The sequence below is a fragment of the Acinetobacter sp. UBA5984 genome, assembly GCF_002429925.1.
GTDB classification, from domain to species: domain Bacteria; phylum Pseudomonadota; class Gammaproteobacteria; order Pseudomonadales; family Moraxellaceae; genus Acinetobacter; species Acinetobacter variabilis.
On record NZ_DJBE01000002.1, the window covers coordinates 1 to 17739 of the forward strand.

The 17739-nt window shown below is 40.6% G+C and carries 14 protein-coding genes and 1 pseudogene; 13 read left to right on the forward strand and 2 right to left on the reverse strand.

Going from position 1 to position 17739, the window contains the following annotated elements; all coding sequences use genetic code 11:
- Positions 1 to 257 precede the first annotated feature (257 nt).
- The 7 genes from B3J29_RS00095 to hisC all read left to right on the forward strand — a co-directional run bounded on the left by B3J29_RS00095 (position 258) and on the right by hisC (position 7273).
- On the forward strand, positions 258 to 1703 hold the full coding sequence (locus B3J29_RS00095) for an RNA polymerase factor sigma-54 (protein ID WP_034170606.1): 1446 nt from the start codon (positions 258 to 260) through the stop codon (positions 1701 to 1703).
- Positions 1704 to 1888: 185 nt separating this feature from the next.
- Entirely contained in the window at positions 1889 to 2221 is a 333-nt protein-coding gene (hpf, locus tag B3J29_RS00100) for a ribosome hibernation-promoting factor, HPF/YfiA family (RefSeq protein WP_004783414.1), read from the forward strand.
- 135 nt (positions 2222 to 2356) lie between these two features.
- Positions 2357 to 2608: a BolA family iron metabolism protein IbaG gene (gene ibaG, locus B3J29_RS00105; RefSeq protein ID WP_004783413.1), complete on the forward strand. Its 252-nt coding sequence runs from the start codon at positions 2357 to 2359 to the stop codon at positions 2606 to 2608.
- 7 nt (positions 2609 to 2615) lie between these two features.
- A complete protein-coding gene (gene murA, locus B3J29_RS00110; RefSeq protein WP_286964098.1) occupies positions 2616 to 3872 on the forward strand; it encodes a UDP-N-acetylglucosamine 1-carboxyvinyltransferase in 1257 nt (418 codons plus the stop codon).
- Positions 3872 to 4573 carry an ATP phosphoribosyltransferase gene (gene hisG / locus B3J29_RS00115; protein ID WP_005234128.1) on the forward strand — a complete coding sequence of 234 codons (702 nt, stop codon included), beginning with the start codon at positions 3872 to 3874 and terminating at the stop codon, positions 4571 to 4573. The genes murA and hisG overlap by 1 nt, the downstream gene beginning before the upstream one ends.
- 188 nt (positions 4574 to 4761) lie before the next feature.
- On the forward strand, positions 4762 to 6063 hold the full coding sequence (gene hisD / locus B3J29_RS00120) for a histidinol dehydrogenase (protein ID WP_286964100.1): 1302 nt from the start codon (positions 4762 to 4764) through the stop codon (positions 6061 to 6063).
- A 118-nt stretch (positions 6064 to 6181) separates the two neighbouring features.
- A complete protein-coding gene (gene hisC / locus B3J29_RS00125) occupies positions 6182 to 7273 on the forward strand; it encodes a histidinol-phosphate transaminase (protein WP_214001564.1) in 1092 nt (363 codons plus the stop codon).
- Between the two features lie 132 nt (positions 7274 to 7405).
- Here the strand turns inward: hisC and B3J29_RS00130 are convergent, their stop codons facing one another.
- Positions 7406 to 8737 carry an anthranilate synthase component I family protein gene (locus B3J29_RS00130; protein ID WP_104426576.1) on the reverse strand — a complete coding sequence of 444 codons (1332 nt, stop codon included), beginning with the start codon at positions 8735 to 8737 and terminating at the stop codon, positions 7406 to 7408.
- Between the two features lie 260 nt (positions 8738 to 8997).
- Between B3J29_RS00130 and B3J29_RS00135 the strand changes: the two genes are divergently transcribed.
- The 6 genes and pseudogenes from B3J29_RS00135 (at position 8998) to B3J29_RS00160 (ending at position 17029) form a co-directional block, all read left to right on the forward strand.
- A complete protein-coding gene (locus B3J29_RS00135) occupies positions 8998 to 10065 on the forward strand; it encodes a DUF6160 family protein (RefSeq protein WP_214001562.1) in 1068 nt (355 codons plus the stop codon).
- 189 nt (positions 10066 to 10254) lie between these two features.
- Positions 10255 to 11088 carry a C39 family peptidase gene (locus B3J29_RS00140; RefSeq protein ID WP_005234137.1) on the forward strand — a complete coding sequence of 278 codons (834 nt, stop codon included), beginning with the start codon at positions 10255 to 10257 and terminating at the stop codon, positions 11086 to 11088.
- A gap of 38 nt (positions 11089 to 11126) precedes the next feature.
- On the forward strand, positions 11127 to 12332 hold the full coding sequence (locus B3J29_RS00145) for a hypothetical protein (protein WP_214001560.1): 1206 nt from the start codon (positions 11127 to 11129) through the stop codon (positions 12330 to 12332).
- A 12-nt stretch (positions 12333 to 12344) separates the two neighbouring features.
- Complete coding sequence (locus B3J29_RS00150; RefSeq protein ID WP_034170612.1) at positions 12345 to 14009, forward strand: OmpP1/FadL family transporter; 1665 nt, start codon at positions 12345 to 12347, stop codon at positions 14007 to 14009.
- Between the two features lie 7 nt (positions 14010 to 14016).
- A pseudogene (filE, locus tag B3J29_RS00155) lies at positions 14017 to 15079 on the forward strand (putative pilus assembly protein FilE).
- A 21-nt stretch (positions 15080 to 15100) separates the two neighbouring features.
- Positions 15101 to 17029, forward strand: a complete 1929-nt coding sequence (locus B3J29_RS00160) for a hypothetical protein (RefSeq protein ID WP_286964104.1) — start codon at positions 15101 to 15103, stop codon at positions 17027 to 17029.
- A 45-nt stretch (positions 17030 to 17074) separates the two neighbouring features.
- On the opposite strand, the gene B3J29_RS00165 is transcribed toward B3J29_RS00160, so the two are convergent.
- Positions 17075 to 17623, reverse strand: coding sequence for an NUDIX hydrolase (locus tag B3J29_RS00165; RefSeq protein ID WP_122959126.1), 549 nt, complete (start codon positions 17621 to 17623; stop codon positions 17075 to 17077).
- Between the last annotated feature and the right edge of the window lie 116 nt (positions 17624 to 17739).

A 17739-nucleotide genomic window follows, 5' to 3' on the forward strand; every position in this document is an offset into this window, starting at 1 on the left:
CAAAAGCCCTCTGCTCACGCAGAGGGCTTTTTTTATGCCTGGATTTAAAAAATTAAATCAAATTATATTAATTTACAAATTGGTTAACTACTATTTAATAAAAATAAGTGATTAATAATCCTTATAAAATTATATAAAAATGAAGTTAAAGTTCATGAAATCATTATAGTTTTGTGTGTTTTTTTATCAAACTATGTTATAAAAGTTAAAACGGCATGAAAATTGCTTATAAAACGAGATTTTTATTAGGGGGTCATATGAAACTATCAGTGGGATTACGAATTGCCAACTCGCTGTCATTAACTCCACAGTTACAACAAGCAATCCGCTTATTACAATTATCCAGTCTGGAACTAGAGCAAGAAATCCAGCTACAACTTGATAGTAATCCTTTGTTAGAAAAAGTTGAAGAGCAAATCAGTGTTGAAAGTCTTTCTACTGTTGATGCGGGTCAAAAGGATTTAACTAATGAACTTAATGCAGACCATCTTCCGGACGATCTCCCTGTAGATACCGACTGGGATGATGTCTATACTCATCAACCTACAAGTCTGGGTGCAGCAGAGTTCGAAGAGCGGGAAGACAATCGTCAAAGCCAGCAAAGCCTACAAGAATATATGCTCGAGCAGATCAATCTGCTGCACTTTTCTCGCATTGATCAGCTGATTGCCTACTGCATTATTGATTCTCTAGATGAAAAGGGTTTTCTGGATGCAGAAATTTCTGAGATTACTGCATCAGTACAGCATCTTTTATCTTCCATGGATTATGAGGAAGAAATCGAAGAGGATGAAGTACTCGTTGTTCTCAAGCATGTTCAGCGTCTTGATCCGATAGGAGTGGGTTCTAGAAATCTCGCTGAGTGTTTATTGATTCAGCTGGATAGCCTACCAGTTAATACCCCTTGTCGTAATGATGCGGTCAAATTGCTGCAACATTATGAGTTGCTGATTACCAATGAATTACCAAAACTCATTAAACAAACTGGCTTAAATCAGGAACAATTGCGCTGTGCCGTTGATTTACTGAAAACTCTTAAGCCATATCCGGGACAGGAGTTTGAAAGTAAGGAATCTGATTATCAGATCCCGGATGTCGTGGTAATGAAAAAGAATGACTGCTGGCAGGTGACGTTGAATCCTGATGTGATGCCAAAGTTAAGACTAAATTCTTTTTATACCAATATGATTCGTCGTGCTGATCAAAGTGAAGATAATCAATACCTGCGTAATCAGATGTTGGAAGCGAAAAACTTTATTAAAAGTATTGATGAACGACATAAAACTTTATTGAAAGTAGCGACCTGTATTGTTGAACATCAGAAAAGCTTTTTAGAGATTGGTCCTGAAGGTATGAAGCCTCTGGTTTTACGGGATATTGCTGAAGAAGTGGAACTACATGAATCAACTGTATCTCGTGTAACAACTAACAAATATATGCTGACCCCACGTGGTTTATTCGAACTGAAATACTTCTTCTCGAGTCATGTGGGAACAACTTCTGGGGGAGAGGCTTCATCTACTGCAATCCGTGCTAAAATTAAGAAAATGATTGCTGAAGAAAATGCACGTAAGCCTTTATCTGACAATGCAATTGCCAATCTTTTGAAAGAAGAGGGGATTGATGTAGCACGACGTACGGTCGCGAAATATCGTGAATCGTTACATATTCCTTCCTCTTCTGAGCGAAAAGTCTTGATCTAGTTTTTGAAATTTGATTATTCTAGAGATTCATTATGACATCGTAATGAATCTTTTTTTCTTTTGAGGAATGGTAAAAATGATCTGAATAAATGCTTTAAATCACGATTTTGCTTGAGCAAGTTGTTGTATTATTTTCATTTTTAACTGTGACTCTTCTGATCCTAACGAATGTGAGGGATAGAACTATGCAAATAACAATTCGTGGACATCATTTATCAATTACGCCAGCGATTGAAGAAACTATAAAAACGAAATTTTCACAGATGACCAAACATCTGGATCAGGTGAACAGCATGCAGGTTAAGCTTTCCAAAGATCATCAGATTGATAAGCGCTCAAAAAGAGGTAGTAGTAACCATATCGCAGAAGCGATTGTCCGTTTACCGGGTATTGAGTTTTTTGCCCATGCCAATGCTGATGACATGTATACCTCGATTAAAATTTTGACGGAAAAATTAAAAAAACAGATTGACCGATATCGCGAAATGCAGCTGAATCATCAGAGTTTAGCCATTTAAGCGACCAAATGGGGAAAAAGAGGTTTTTAAAAGCCTCTTTTTTTATATATATAATGTATGTGACTAATGAATTATTTTTTACATTTATAGTAAAATGACTCGTTTTACACCCTTAGTCCTATAAGAGGTCTTGTGATGAATAATGAACAGCTCGCTGAAATTTTAAAAGCCGCTTTTCCTGAGGCGGATGTTGCTGTGAGTGGTCAGGGCGGAAAATTCGATCTCCGTATTGTGGATGATCAGTTTGAAGGTAAACGTCCGGTTGCACGTCAACAAGCTGTTTATGCTCCTCTCAATTCCCATATTGCCAGTGGTGCAGTGCATGCTGTGACCATTCGTGCATTGACCAAAGAAGAATGGCGTAAAGCAAGCTTATTTGGAGCTTAATCAATTAATGGATAAATTCTTAATTCAGGGCGGTATTAAGCTCGACGGTGAAGTGCGTATTTCTGGTGCAAAAAATGCAGCGCTTCCATTATTAGCAGCAATGATTCTTGCTGATACGCCAATCATACTTAGAAATGTTCCAAATTTAAAAGATGTAAATACCTTGGTGAAGCTGATTGCAGGTCTTGGGATCACGATTAGCTATGAAGGCGATACAGTTATTGCAGATACCTCTACCTTAGATAACAAGTTTGCCCCTTATGAACTCGTAAAGACCATGCGTGCTTCTATTTTGGTGCTTGGTCCTCTCTTGGCGCGCTACGGTAGTGCAAAAGTATCTTTACCAGGTGGATGTGCGATTGGGTCTCGTCCAGTCGATCAGCATTTGAAAGCATTAGAAGCTTTGGGTGCCGAGATTGAGGTTGAGGCCGGCTATGTCCATGCCAAAGTCGATGGTCGTCTGAAAGGCGGTGAAGTTGTCTTTGATATGGTGACTGTAGGTGGTACTGAAAATATTTTGATGGCTGCAGTATTGGCGGATGGTGTGACCACGATTCGCAATGCGGCGCGCGAACCTGAAATTACCGATCTTGCTCAAATGCTGATCAAGATGGGTGCGAAAATTGAAGGTCTGGATACCGATACCCTAGTGGTTACCGGTGTAGAAAGCCTGCATGGCTGTGAATATGCAGTGGTTGCCGACCGTATTGAAACCGGTTCTTATCTGGCTGCTGCAGCTATTACGGGTGGTCGTGTTAAAACCACACATACAGATCCGGCTTTAATGGAAGCTGTACTGGATAAGTTTGAGGAAATGGGTGCAGAAGTCACTCGTGGGGACGACTGGATTGAACTGGATATGATGGGCAAACGTCCGAAAGCGGTGAGCTTCCGTACCTTGCCACATCCAGATTTCCCAACAGATATGCAAGCCCAGTTAATGGCAGTCAATGCCATTGGCCGTGGATTTGCCACAATTTCTGAAACTATTTTTGAAAACCGTTTTATGCATGTCCCTGAGTTGTCACGTATGGGTGCCAATATTCAGGTAGAAGGCAATGATGCGGTGGTGACAGGAGTAGAAAAACTTTCTGCTGCGCCTGTTATGGCAACCGATTTACGTGCCTCATTCTCGTTGGTGTTAGCAGCATTGGCGGCAGAAGGCGAAACATTGATTGACCGTATTTATCATATTGATCGCGGTTATGAAAATGTAGAACAAAAGTTGCAAGGTTTAGGCGCCCAAATTAAGCGAGTAAGTTAATGAGTGATATGAGAAACGATGATCCAAACTTTGACGTAATGGGCAATTTTGATCATGGTTTAACGTTAGCATTAAGCAAGGGCCGTATCTTAAAAGAAACTTTACCTCTGCTTGAAACAGCAGGGATTAACCTGCTGGAAGATCCGGATAAATCACGTAAGCTGATTTTTCCAACCACGCATAAACAGGTGCGTATCCTGATTTTACGTGCTTCTGATGTGCCGACTTATGTTGAAAATGGCGCGGCAGATATCGGTGTTGCAGGTAAAGATGTGTTGATGGAACATGGCGCGCAAAATGTCTATGAACCATTAGATCTGAAAATTGCCAACTGTAAATTGATGACAGCAGGTAAAGTCGGCATGGAGCGTCCGAAAGGCCGTTTAAAAATTGCGACTAAATATGTGAATCTGACCCGTCAATACTATGCGAGCCTCGGTGAACAGGTTGATGTGATCAAGCTTTATGGTTCAATGGAGCTTGCACCACTGGTGGGTTTAGGTGATTACATTGTTGACGTGGTCGATACAGGCAATACACTGCGTGCCAATGGTCTTGAACCACTTGAAGAAATTTGCAAAGTCTCTTCACGTCTGATTGTGAACAAAGCCAGCTTTAAACGTAAGCAGGCATTGCTGAATCCGATTCTTGCTCAGCTTGAGCAAGCAGTTGAAGCACGAGAACAGGCGAAAAAAGCTTAAATTTAAGCTTTATCAAAGACCGTCCACTTTGGGCGGTTTTTTTATTGCTGATTATAAATATAAGAAGCTCAATGCTTTCATCAATTTTATCAAAAGCTATTTCCAATAAAACTCATAGCACAAGTCTGTTCTAGCTACCGACAAAGTCTATGAAAACAGGTAAACTAAAGCCTTCGAATTCAAACCTTATGGGTAAATTGATGCGACGTTTATCGACACAAGATCAAAACTTCAAGCAGGCGTTTGCTGACTTGTTGGCTTTTGAAACCGTGAATGATCCTGAACTTTTAAAAACTGTAGACCAAATCATTGCTGACGTACGTCAGCATGGTGATGCTCATGTTCTTAAATTGACTCAGCAGTTCGATCGACATCCAGCGCATCAATTTTCAGATTTAGAACTGACCCAAGAGCAACTTAAAGCAGCCTTTGAAGGCTTGACGACGGAAGTGCGTGAAGCTTTAGAATTGGCTGCAAACCGCATTCGCGAATTCCATCAGGCACAAAAACAGGATGGTTGGAGGTATGTCGACGCTCTAGGTAATACCTTGGGTCAGAAAGTGACGCCATTGGATCGCGTAGGGATCTATGTACCAGGTGGCTTGGCTTCATATCCATCTTCGGTGTTAATGAATGCTGTTCCTGCACATGTGGCAGGTGTAGGTGAAATTGTTATGGTGGTGCCTGCTCCAAATGGTGAACTGAACCCATTAGTCTTGGCTGCTGCCTATCTGGCTGGCGTACACCGTGTATTTACCATTGGTGGCGCACAAGCAGTTGCTGCATTGGCCTATGGTACAGAAACCATTCCACGTGTCGATAAAATCACTGGTCCAGGTAACCGTTTTGTGGCTGCGGCAAAACGTGCAGTATTTGGTCAGGTCGGTATCGACATGATTGCTGGTCCTTCAGAAATTCTGGTCTATGCAGAAGGGCAGAACAATGCCAAATGGTTAGCGATGGATTTGTTATCTCAAGCTGAGCATGACACTGTTGCTCAAGCTGTATTTATTACGCCTGATGAACAGCTTCTCAATGAAGTAGAACAAGCAATTGAAGAACATTTGCAAGCTCTACCAAAAGCAGAAATTGCCCGCACTTCAATTGCCAATCGTGGTGCATTAGTGCTTGTGAAAGATCGTACTGAAGGTATTGAGCTAATTAACCAGGTGGCACCTGAACATTTAATGCTGTGTCTGGATGAAGCACAGCAAATGGCTGAAGAGATCCGACATGCGGGTGCAATCTTCATGGGACGTTATACGCCTGAAGCGATTGGTGACTATTGTGCAGGTCCAAACCATGTATTACCAACATCGGGTACAGCACGTTTCTCATCGCCATTGGGTGTCTATGATTTCCAGAAACGTTCAAGCCTGATTATGTGTTCTGAAGATGGTGTGAAAACCCTTGCGAAAACTGCAGATGTTCTGGCACAGCAGGAAAATCTGGATGCGCATGCACGCTCAGCACGTTATCGCTATCAGTAATTAAATACTTATATTGAATAAAAGATATTTCTCTCCCTTTGTGAGAGGTTAGGTAAGGGGAATTATTTAACCTCTCCCTAACCTTCTCCTAAAAGGAGAGGGAATTTGAGAATAGACAATGTCGAATATCACCACAGATCAAATGCGTTTTTGGAGTCCTGAAGTCCGTGAGTTAGAGCCTTACGTTCCAGGCGAACAGCCCAAAATTCAAAACCTTTTAAAATTAAATACCAATGAAAATCCGTATCCACCATCACCGAAAGTCGTGGAAGCGGTGCAAAAAGTTTTAGCCAATGGCGCAGATGTTTTACGTCTTTATCCAGATCCAGATGCATCTGAATTGAAACATGCCATAGCTAAACAGCAAAATGTTACTGTTGAAAATATCTTTGTGGGTAATGGTTCTGATGAAGTCTTGGCACATATCTTTAAAGCCTTCTTTATTCAGGAACAGCCACTGCTTTATCCAGATATTACCTATAGCTTCTATCCGGTTTATAGTCAGTTCTTTGGTGTCAAAACCAAAATCTTGCCACTCAATGAAAATTTCGAAATTATTGTAGATGATTATAAACAGCCAAATGGCGGTATTATCATCACTAATCCGAATGCGCCAACCAGTATTGCGCTTGGTTTGTCTGCCATTGAAGAAATTCTGCAAGCGAATCCAGATTCAGTAGTCGTCATTGATGAAGCCTATGTAGATTTTGGTGCTGAATCTGCAGTGAGTTTGATTGAAAAATACGAGAATTTAGTAGTCTGCCAAACGACTTCAAAATCCCGCTCTTTAGCAGGCTTACGTGTCGGTTTTGCGATTGCCCAGCCCCATCTGATCGCAGCGCTTGAAGCGGTAAAAAACAGCTTTAACTCTTATCCAATGGATCGTTTTGCGATTGCGGCTGCAGTCGCTTCATTCGAAGATCAGAAATACTTTGAAGCACAAAATGCTAAAGTCATTGCCAGTCGTGAAAAACTGGTTAATCAGTTGAATGAGCTTGGTTTCAAAGTCTTGCCATCAAGTGCGAACTTTATTTTTGCTTCACTACCATCAAAAGATGCAGGTGAGTTAGCGGCTGAATTACGGGAATGCGGCATTATCGTACGTTATTTTAATAAACCTCGTATCAATCAATTTTTACGTATTACCATTGGTACAGATGAGCAGAATCAACGTTTAGTAGATACATTGAAGAATGATATTTTAACTTAATTAAATCCACCCTAACCCTCCTTTGATAAAGGAGGGAACCTTTTTCTTTTTAAAGAGAGAGAATCCCCTCTTTTACAAAGAGGGGTTAGGGGAGATTTATAGAAAAGCGGCTCAACCGAGTCGCTTTTTTATTTATTTAGGTTTATACCAGGTATTGAGTAAATCCAGCATGGCATCAACCTTATCAAAACATTCCTGATATTCCGCATCACAGTCAGAAGAAATCGTAATTCCGCCACCAGCCCAAAGTGAAACCTCATCCTGATATTTCTGAATTGAGCGAATCAGAATATTCCAGCTTCCTGTTCCATCAAAATTAAAATAACCTAATGAACCACAATACGCTCCACGTGGAGCACCTTCTAACTCTTCAATAATTTGCATGGCGCGAATCTTTGGTGCACCGGTAATTGATCCACCTGGAAGTGCAGACAGCAATACATTAAAAGGATGCACACCTTCTTTTAAGGTCGCTTCGACTTCGCTGACCATATGATGTACCTGATTAAATGACTCAATATTGAATAGTTTAGGTGTCTTGACTGAACCTGTTTCTGCATAAACACTGAGGTCATTGCGTAGTAAATCTACAATCATGACATTTTCAGCCTGATCCTTCTTTGAGTCTTTTAATCGTTGTTTGGATTGCTCATCAAGCACCGGATCAGCAAAACGTGGCATGGTACCTTTAATCGGTTTGGTGACAATTTTTCGATGTGCTTCAAAGTCAATAAACAGTTCAGGTGAACAGCTCAATAATTCAAAATTACCAATACGAAGATAGCCCGCATATGGCGCATTGGTTAATGTCCAGAAAGCATGTGCAGTTCCTAATAATGAACCTTCAGCAAGTGCTGTAAATTCTTGGGTTAAGTTAATCTGGTAACAATCACCGGCTAGAATATAATCCTGAATATCCTGAAATGCCTGTGCATAGCGAGATTTATCCCAACGTGGGCTGCAAAGAGTTTTTAATTGAAACCTCGGTTGTATAGGTGATTGATTTAATAGATTTTGAAGATGATTGAAAATATCTGCTGCTTGCGGATCATGGCTATAGAATACCCATTGATCAGCTTCAAACTTAATATAAGAATCAAACTGACCGATAAATAGGCCAGGTTGAGGCCGCTGCGGGTATTGGGTATGCTGTTGAGCAGCGTAATCATAGCCAATAAACCCAACATAACCCCCAGAAAATTCATTCGCTTTAATATCTGGAGTTTGCTCAAGCTCTAAGATGAGTTTAGCTATATCAGCCTGATATTGCTCGATATCCACTCTCTTAAATGCCTGAATTTGTCCATCCTGCACCATAAAATATTTCTGTGCACAGCAGGCAATAAAAGGCTGTCCATTATTATTTAAATATATCAGGTGATCTAAGGGACTTAATGCATGCAATAGATCTTTAAGCTGAAGAGATGCAAAACTTAAAGGACAATGGTAAGGAGCTTCGTTCATTCAGTAGCGCATATTCCGATATGACCCGGTATTTTATATCAAGAATAGGAAAAAATATTTCTAAATCATCAAATACCGTTTGTCGGTAAGCTCAATATTGCGACCAACGACAGTTGATCAAAATATGACTCGACGTTAAGTTAAGTGGGCGAGCAAAATTACTCAAGGAAAGATGCTTTGCGTTGTCAGAAAATAAAAAACACAACGTCAGCACTGAGTGATTCACAACCAAAAAAATAGTACTCTTGGGAGAGTAAACAATGAAAAAATTCACAAAATTGGCTTTAGCTGCTTCAGTTGCTTTTAGTGCAAACGCAATGGCGATGCAATCACTGGACGATGCATCTCTAAGCGCGACTACAGGTCAGGACGGTTTGAAAATCGGTATCGGTATTTCAAAAATTGAAATTGAAAAACTATTTATCCATGATAATGATGGTTTAGCTGAAGATTCTACTGCAAAAGCGGGTGTTATTGAAATTTATAATAATGATGGAGCTGTTCTTCGCCCTGGAGAGGCTGCTAATGGTATTGTGGGGGGTACTGGTGAAGCAGGTGCGATCTATATCAAAGCGAATGGTAAGGGTAGAACAGCAACTAATGGTATCGTAATTGGTGCAAACTACGATGACAATGGTGCGTATTTACTAGCTTCACGTAACCTTGCAGATTTAACCATTGACTCAGATGCTGGTGCTGGTAACCCGTTTATCAACATTGCCGCTGAAGTATCTGGTTTAGATATTAACATCGGTGAAATTGGGGTTGTGGGATCAGCTTCATCTCTTACAGATTATGAAAGTGGTTTAGCTTCAGCTACTAGTATTCGCCGTGGTGGTGCTGGTAAGGAAAATGCGATTTTATCTGGCCTATCATTTAAAACAGGTCCAATGTCTGCCAATATTCAATTAGGTGCTGCTCCACAGGGTGCAATGATTAAGTTGAATGCAACAATGACTGGCGGCTTAACAATTACAGATTTGGGTATTTTCGATAATTCAACGACTGGTGGACAAGTTGCTGCAGGTGTAAACACCTCAGGCCCAGGTGAAATCTTCATTGAAAGCATCAAGTTAACCGATGCTGGTACTAAAGATTTGACATTGAACCAAAGCATCAGTGTATTTGGCGAATCAACTGCAAACGATGGTTTCATTCGTATTGTGAGTACAAGTGGTGCACATGATAACTATGTGAAAGGTATTCACCTAGGTAGCCAAAATGCAGCATCAATTGGTGATATGGAAATCCAAGGTCTGCAAACTTACTTTAGCCCGGGACCTAACCAATATGCAAAAGGTGCAATTATTACCATTTCTGGTCACTAATTCTTACCTTAAAAAAGCGCGTGTTTACACGCGCTTTTTTTATGACTACAACATCTATCTAAAAAAATAAAAAAAGACTGTATTTTTTTGAAAAAGAAGGTATCTTTCTAGTTACAGGGAAGTAGAGTGAAGACTCTATAAAAAGAAAAATTAGGCACATCATGCCAATGATAAGAAAAGTAAAAAAATATGTTAGAGATTGCATTGGGCTCGGCATTGATGTATTACGCTGCCAAAGAAGCTCTGGATATTAAAAAACAGCCACCAGGCGCTGTTCACTATACTGAAGTTCTTGATTCAAGAAATGATTCTTTCGTACGTATGCACCGCGAACATGTGGAAGTCAAACCTGCACTGTTAGACCAGTTTCAGGGAATTGTGCGTCAGGCTTATGATTATAGTTGTGGTTCAGCAGCACTTACGACTTTATTAAATGGCTATGTAGGTACTCGGCTGGATGAGCAGCAAGTCATGAATGGCCTAATGAAATTTGGTGAAACGGATAAAATCATCGAACGTCGTAGCTTTTCCCTTCTTGATATGAAGCGTTTTGTTGCTGCCTTAGGCCTGGAAAGTGGTGGCTATCGCGGAGAATTTGAAGATCTGGTTAAACAGGGACAACCCGCCATTGTTCCTATTTCCTATGCAGGATTTAAACATTTTGTCGTGTACAAAGCTTATAAAAATGGACGGGTGTATGTTGCCGATCCAGCACTGGGTAATATCAGTTTTGATGAACAGCGATTTAAGGAAGTTTGGGAAAACAATACTTTATATTTAATTAATGTCCCTGAACAATATCGAAAAAACTTTTTGGCATTAAAAGATTCGGATATGCGTCATGTCGAAGATGCAACCATTAACCGCTATGCTTTAGTTGATATGCAGTATCCACAGTTCTATATGGATAAAATTGCCGATAAAGCATCGACTATCCGTATGGATCGTAACCGTAATGTAGATTCAGAAAAATTTGGGGAATATCAATATAATTTTCTCAGACTTTATTACAAGAATAAATAAAACGAAAAGATGGCTATAGAAAAATTAAAAATGGTGAAATGGATATGAACAGTAAATGGATGAACAAGACATTCTTGGCGCTCAGCATTCAGATGGTTATGGGAGTGGCATGGGCTGCGGATGAGCCTGAACTGGGTGAGTATGAAACGGTTGAGGAAGAAGTAGTCGAGACTGCTGCATCCATTGATATTCAGCCTGAACCAGCAGCAATTCAAGCTGTAGCAGAGCCTGAACTGGGAGAATATGAAACCGTTCAGGAAGAAGCTGTTGTTGAAACAGCTGCACCTGTTGAAGCTCCAGCCACTCAAGCAGTAGATGCATCTCAAGCCTTACAGAAAAAAGAAGGAGATGCTACTCAGGAAGCAAGTCTAGAAGAAGTATTTACTTCAAATGAGCGTCAATACTCACTTATTAAACAAGGCGAAATTTCATCCTATTACGATATTGATTATACCTATTATCGAGATACACAACTCGATATGGAAATGGCACAGGGCCAGCTGTATCAGCTCCGTGTTCAGGAAAATGCAACACATAGTCTGACCAATACTTTCACTTTTCAGTACGGGGTGAAAGATAATCTGACCTTAACAGCTTCCTTACCTTTGGTGGCTAAAACAGATTTATTAAAAGATACCTCTACAGCAGGATTAGGGGATATTAGTCTAGGTGCACGTTGGGAGCCATTCCCTTTAAAAGCAGGTCGTTTACCACTTATTTTATTTGCCAATTTGTCGACTAAAACAGGTGATAGCCCATATGAAATTAATGCAGCAAAAGATCTGGCTGCAGGTAAAGGATATTACTCAGCCGGTGTGGGGGCGAGTACACGTAAATATATTGACCCGGTGGTGCTGTTTGCCTCAGTTTCTGCAAATTATGGGTTTAAGGAATCTGGCTTAGATCAGCGTCGCGGTACACGAATTATTGAAGAGTTTGAACCAGGTATTAGTGGTGGTTTTGCTTTCGGTTTCGCTTATTCATTTAACTATGATGTTTCCATGACTATGTCATATCAGCAAAGCTTTAATACTGGTGCCGAATTTAAGTATCACACGGGTGAAAGCTATTCAGCCGCTGATCAGACTAGCTCGACTTTTGCGATTTCTTTAGGGGTGCGTGTATCCCCAGAAACCATTGTAAATGGTACGGTCGGATTGGGGCTGACCGAAGATGCACCAGATGTTTCACTGGGACTTTCATTCCCACTTGATATTTTAGGTTTCGGTAAGAAATTCAGTTAATAGGGGTGTCGTATGAAAAACATTCGACTTAGCCCGTTATTAACAGGAATTATTCTTGCGGGCTGTTCAAGTTATACCTTTGCACAATTAGGGACCAACCTTTCTGTTGACCTGCGTGCATTGTCTATGGGGAACGCGGTTACTGCAGATCCGCCAGGAGTGAATGCAATTCACTTTAACCCGGCTGCATTGGCTAAGATTGAGGGCTTACAGACCGAACAGCAAATTATTGTTGCGAACTTTGATATTCAGCGTGAATTTACTGTTCCTGCTGGATATAACGTTTTTGGTTATTCAGATGATCCAATGGTCTGTAATGATGGGCCTGAAGTATCTTCTGATTTATGTACAGATTTTAAAGGTCTGGTTAAGGGTGATGTAGAGTATGTCAGCCTCTACGTACCTATTCTGAAAAAAATGGTGGATTTGGGGGAAGGCCTCCCAATGGCAGCACCTACCATGGGGGTCTCTTATAAACCACCAGGTTCTAAAGCAACTTATGCAACTGCAGTCTATGCACCACTAGTTGCAGGTTTTGGCCATGAAGATGGTAATCCGGCCAATTTTATGGGACAACAGGTTGCTTTAGAGCGGATTACATATTTATCTCCATCCATTGGTTATGAAGTCAATGACCAGCTTTCGATTGGTGCTTCAATCGGGATGTCTTATCAAGCCATTGCCATGAAAACAGATTTACGTTTTCCCAATGAGTTGATTGGCATGTTACGTATGATTGATGAAGTCGTATGTACACCATTTAAAGAAAATTCTGACATTATTACTGACATATTGTTGCTTGGGATCTGTAATGCTGATGAAGGAATGAACCCATTTGGTAAATTTGGCCAAATGCAACTTTCATTAGAACAAAATTTAAGTCCAAGCTATAACCTAGGTGTTCTATGGGAACCAACTGAAGATTTCAGTTTTGGTATGGTTTACCAGAGTGCTGCCAAAATGCGCTTAAAAGGTAAATATCATATCGATAATGCCAAAGCACCACAGGAAATGATTAAAGGTCTGATGACCTCCCCAACTGGCCAGATTTTAGCTGCAATTCTTGGTTTTCCAAATTATATCCCTTCAAGTGAATCGGGTCTGGTTTCCATGGATTTCGAATACCCAGCTCACTTTCAGGCGGGGATTAAATATAAGGTAATGCCAGATCTACAAGTCAATTTTGATATTGGCTGGACAGATTATGCTGCTTGGGACCAATTCAAGTTTGAGTTCGACCGTACCCTGTCTGCCTTGAAGATTGCCAAACTGTTATCTGCCAATGTAACGGATTCTTCACTTGCATTACCGCTTAGGTTTGAGTCGCCATGGAACTTCGGGATTGGAGTAGAGTATTCAGCAACTGACCGACTAAAACTTCGTGCTGGTTATGAACCACGTACCAGTGCCATTCCAAAAGATAAACGCAATACCATGGTACCGATTAATGGTGCACAGCTATTTGGTTTAGGAGTGGGCTACCGTTTTGACGCAGATACGGATCTGGATCTATCTATTGGTTTCTTACGCAGTAAAGATAATATTCCAGCAAATACCAGTAGCCTAGCGAACCAGACCGGGGTAAATAACCTGTTACTGAATCCATATGCAGGCTTGAATGTCAAAACAGATACCAAGATCACAATTTTAGGTTTGAACTATCGCACCCATTGGTAAGGAAGAAATGATCAGAACAGGGAACTTAGGGATAAAAATGGTACTGGCATTAAGTCTGGTACCATGGTCTTTTTATACAAATGCCAGAGAGTTTATTACGATNNGTTACATCTACTGCACAGGATCTGAAAAAATCCGAGCCAAAGATAGTCGAAAAAAGTGTGGCAACAGTTCAGCAAAAAAATAATATGGTTGTACAACCAGTACAACCAGTACAACCAGTACAACCAGTACAACCAGTACAACCAGTACAACCAGTACAACCAACTAAACACGTTGAGTCTAAATTACCGCAATACTTACCACCAGTGACACAGCCTCAAACCTCTGAACCTGTCATTCAGGCAGTACCTGATCCTGTTCAAAAACAGGGTTTCAGTCAGATTGAAGGGGTGGAATATGTGGATAGTGAATATCTGGAAAATAAAGAATTTAATCTGGAAGGTAAAAAACGTTTCTACAGTATGCCTGAAGGGATAGTTGATAAAAATATTGGGTCAACACGTGTACAGACGATTGAGCGTGAAAAAGGAGTGGGACAGTCGATTATAAAATCCTTGTTTCAACAACCTGCTGTAGATTCTGGTCCAGTCGTACTGGCCCAAACCTACTACCGTATTTCTCAGCCTGAATCTGTAGAAAGCTTAGGTAAGCAGTGTTTTAAAGATAAAAAAGTTAAGAATGCGAAAGAGATTAGTGCAGGTAAATCCATTAATCTGTGGCCACGGGCACCACTGAAATCAGATGAGTTTGATTATGAAATTGTGAAGCTAAAATCTGATATTAAAAATATTCAGATTCAGTCTTATGCTTCCCGTCAGAACAATCCTGCCTATTACTGGCCATTTGTTGTATTTCTGGATGAACGAGGCTGTGTTTTAGAAGGGGCGGGCGGTTTCAAAAATCAGGAAGCACAAGCCAATATTATTCAACATGAGAAGATACAGGGAATTATTCAGATTCCTGCGCAAAGCCAATATATATTAATGACCCCACTCGCTTCAGCCATAGATGTTGAAGACAAGATGCTGACAAATTATGGACAACTAAAACTAGTCGCCATTCGATAAGGACGATTCGAGTAGAATAAGATGAAAAATAAAATATTATATCCATTTGCTTTCACTGCTTTATTTGCCGCCCTCAGCGGATGCGGAGGTGAAAGTGCGAATGTTATACCAGAACAAAATAATGAAGCCACCACGAATGGTTCCTGCTCTGCTACTGCAACGAATTGTCTGGAATGGGGGCTTGAATATCCAATTGATGGTCTTAACTTTAATTGTAGTGGTGATAAAGAAAATACCTTCATTACTTTATTTGACCAAAATGATGGGGTGGCGTCAGGCACTTGTCAAAAAGCAGATAGTATCGAATTTTATCTAAAAAGTTTTAGTGATACCAAAATCAAATTGGGTACTGTCAAGCTCTCTGAATATATGAACCTCAGTACATCGAGCCAATTACCCCGACTAAGTGTACTTGATATTGCCAAGGGAATTACCGGTCGTAACATTGCCAGAATCGAACAGACAGATCCAACCGTACAGGTGGCGATGAAACTGGTGAAAATCTGGCAGACCTTGGCACTGGAAAAAGGCCGTATCTATAATCCGACGGATGTACAGCCCTTGTATATCACAGAGGATATGCGAAAGAATCTGGGCAAAATTAATAATAAAGATATCAGCCTGACAGATGCAAATTTGGCAGAAACCCTTAAACCTTTTATTGATATTAGCCAGATTAGTGATGATCAGGCCTTTGAAGTCGTAAAAAAACTGGCCAATATTGCCAGTGCAGCAGTATATCAACCGGAATTTTCTCTGTTCTCAACTTCAGGCATTATTAGTAGTAACTTGACTGGTTCTGATGGTCTGGCGGGTTGTAATAAATCTGTATGTGACATTAAAGATAAAACGACTAAATATTTATTTGGACATTTTATCCTGATTACAGACCGCCAGGGTTATACCTTCGGCAGTGGACTACAGTGGCGTGACACTCAGCTAAAACTGGGCTCCAATAATCTGGGATCTTTGGGTGGCATTAATGCGGAATTGATCCGTAAAATCAAACCACAGCAAATTACTGCAGTACCGCAAACCAGCTGGATTAGCCCTGCCACGAGAATGCTTTCATCAAATGCACCATATAAAATGAATGTGGCCAACAACAGCAATCCATTAGAAATTTACCAAGGTCGTTTGCTGAGCGATTATGTGATTGCCGGTAAAGAAGCATTTTATAAGATGGCTACAGGTAAAACTGAACTCAGCGATGCTGATCGTGCCAGTCTTGGCTTATGGCGTTTTAATGCCGATGATGACAACTATAGTGGCTCAATTGATCTTTATAAAATTTTCCCGATCAGCTATCTGGATCGTCAAGTTTTTAGAACAGCTGAAAATGTAGAGCCAGGTGAAGAATATATTTTCCCAATGTATGGCAACATGGAGTTTAAATTTAGCGAAAACTCAATTAGTCCTGTTACAGTGGGTGTTGTGATTGATAGTAATGGTGATGTGCGTACCAATATGCAGTCCGCAAGCAATCTTGCAACTGATAGCATTAATGGTTGCCAGGGAGATATTTTGCCGGCTGGACTTAAAGACAATAACGGCGTTCAACAATATCGTCTCGGTACCTTAGGCCGTGCATTTATAGATGAAAAAACAGTATCTATGCGACTGGTCTTCGCTGATCCTGTATTTGGTTCATTAAATGGTGCCCTAGTAGGTATGAACTCCACTATTCAGGCTTCAACCAATACAGATGATAAGATTGTGATTGGTGGGGCATTACTCAATTTATCTAATGTACTGAATGGAACCAGTCGTGTGGGCTTTACCAACTCAGCTGGAGAAAGCGTAGGTTGGGCGAATACTTATGCCAGCTTCCAGAAAGTTTATAATAACAATAATACTGATGAAACGACGCAGGAGACCAATCTGGCCAAGCTAAGTGGTGGAAGTGTTTCATTTAAATTAGCGGATTGTTATAGCATCAAAACAAAATAATGAAAAAAGCCCATCATTTGATGGGCTTTTTTATAAAAAGACATTTTAACCTGTGTGATCCAAACGAGTACCCAAGGTCTCTAGGTGCATCGGGAAATTATTGGTTTTACGGTCTTCAAAATAATGACGAAGCGTATGCTCTACACTCGGGAAAGCCAGTTCACTCCAGGGAATTTCATCTTCGTTAAATAAACGTGCTTCAATGGTTTCTTCACCTGCACCAAATTTTCCATCAATCAGTTGAGATTTGAACAGGACATAAATCTGGCCAATCCGCGGAATATTGTACATGCAGTACAGCTGTTCAATATCCACTTCAGCTTCGGCTTCTTCACGGGTTTCACGAGCTGCGCCCTGTTCCATGGTTTCAAACAGTTCCATATAGCCGGCAGGTAGGGTCCACAGTCCATAACGTGGTTCAATTGCACGGCGGCAGAGCAGGACTTTATCTTCCCAGAGCACCAATGCACCGCAAATCACTTTTGGATTAATGTAATGAATATATCCGCATGTAGTACAAACCTTGCGAACCTTCTGATCGCCTAAAGGAATTTTCTCTGTTGTTTTATGTCCACAGTTCACACAGAAGTTCATATTCATCATCAATGATAACAGTAAGGTCAGGATAACTGAAAAATCAAAATTTGGCATCATTTCTATCCCGCCAAATCAAAAATCAGCTATGATGAAATTATAGTCGCATAGGGAGC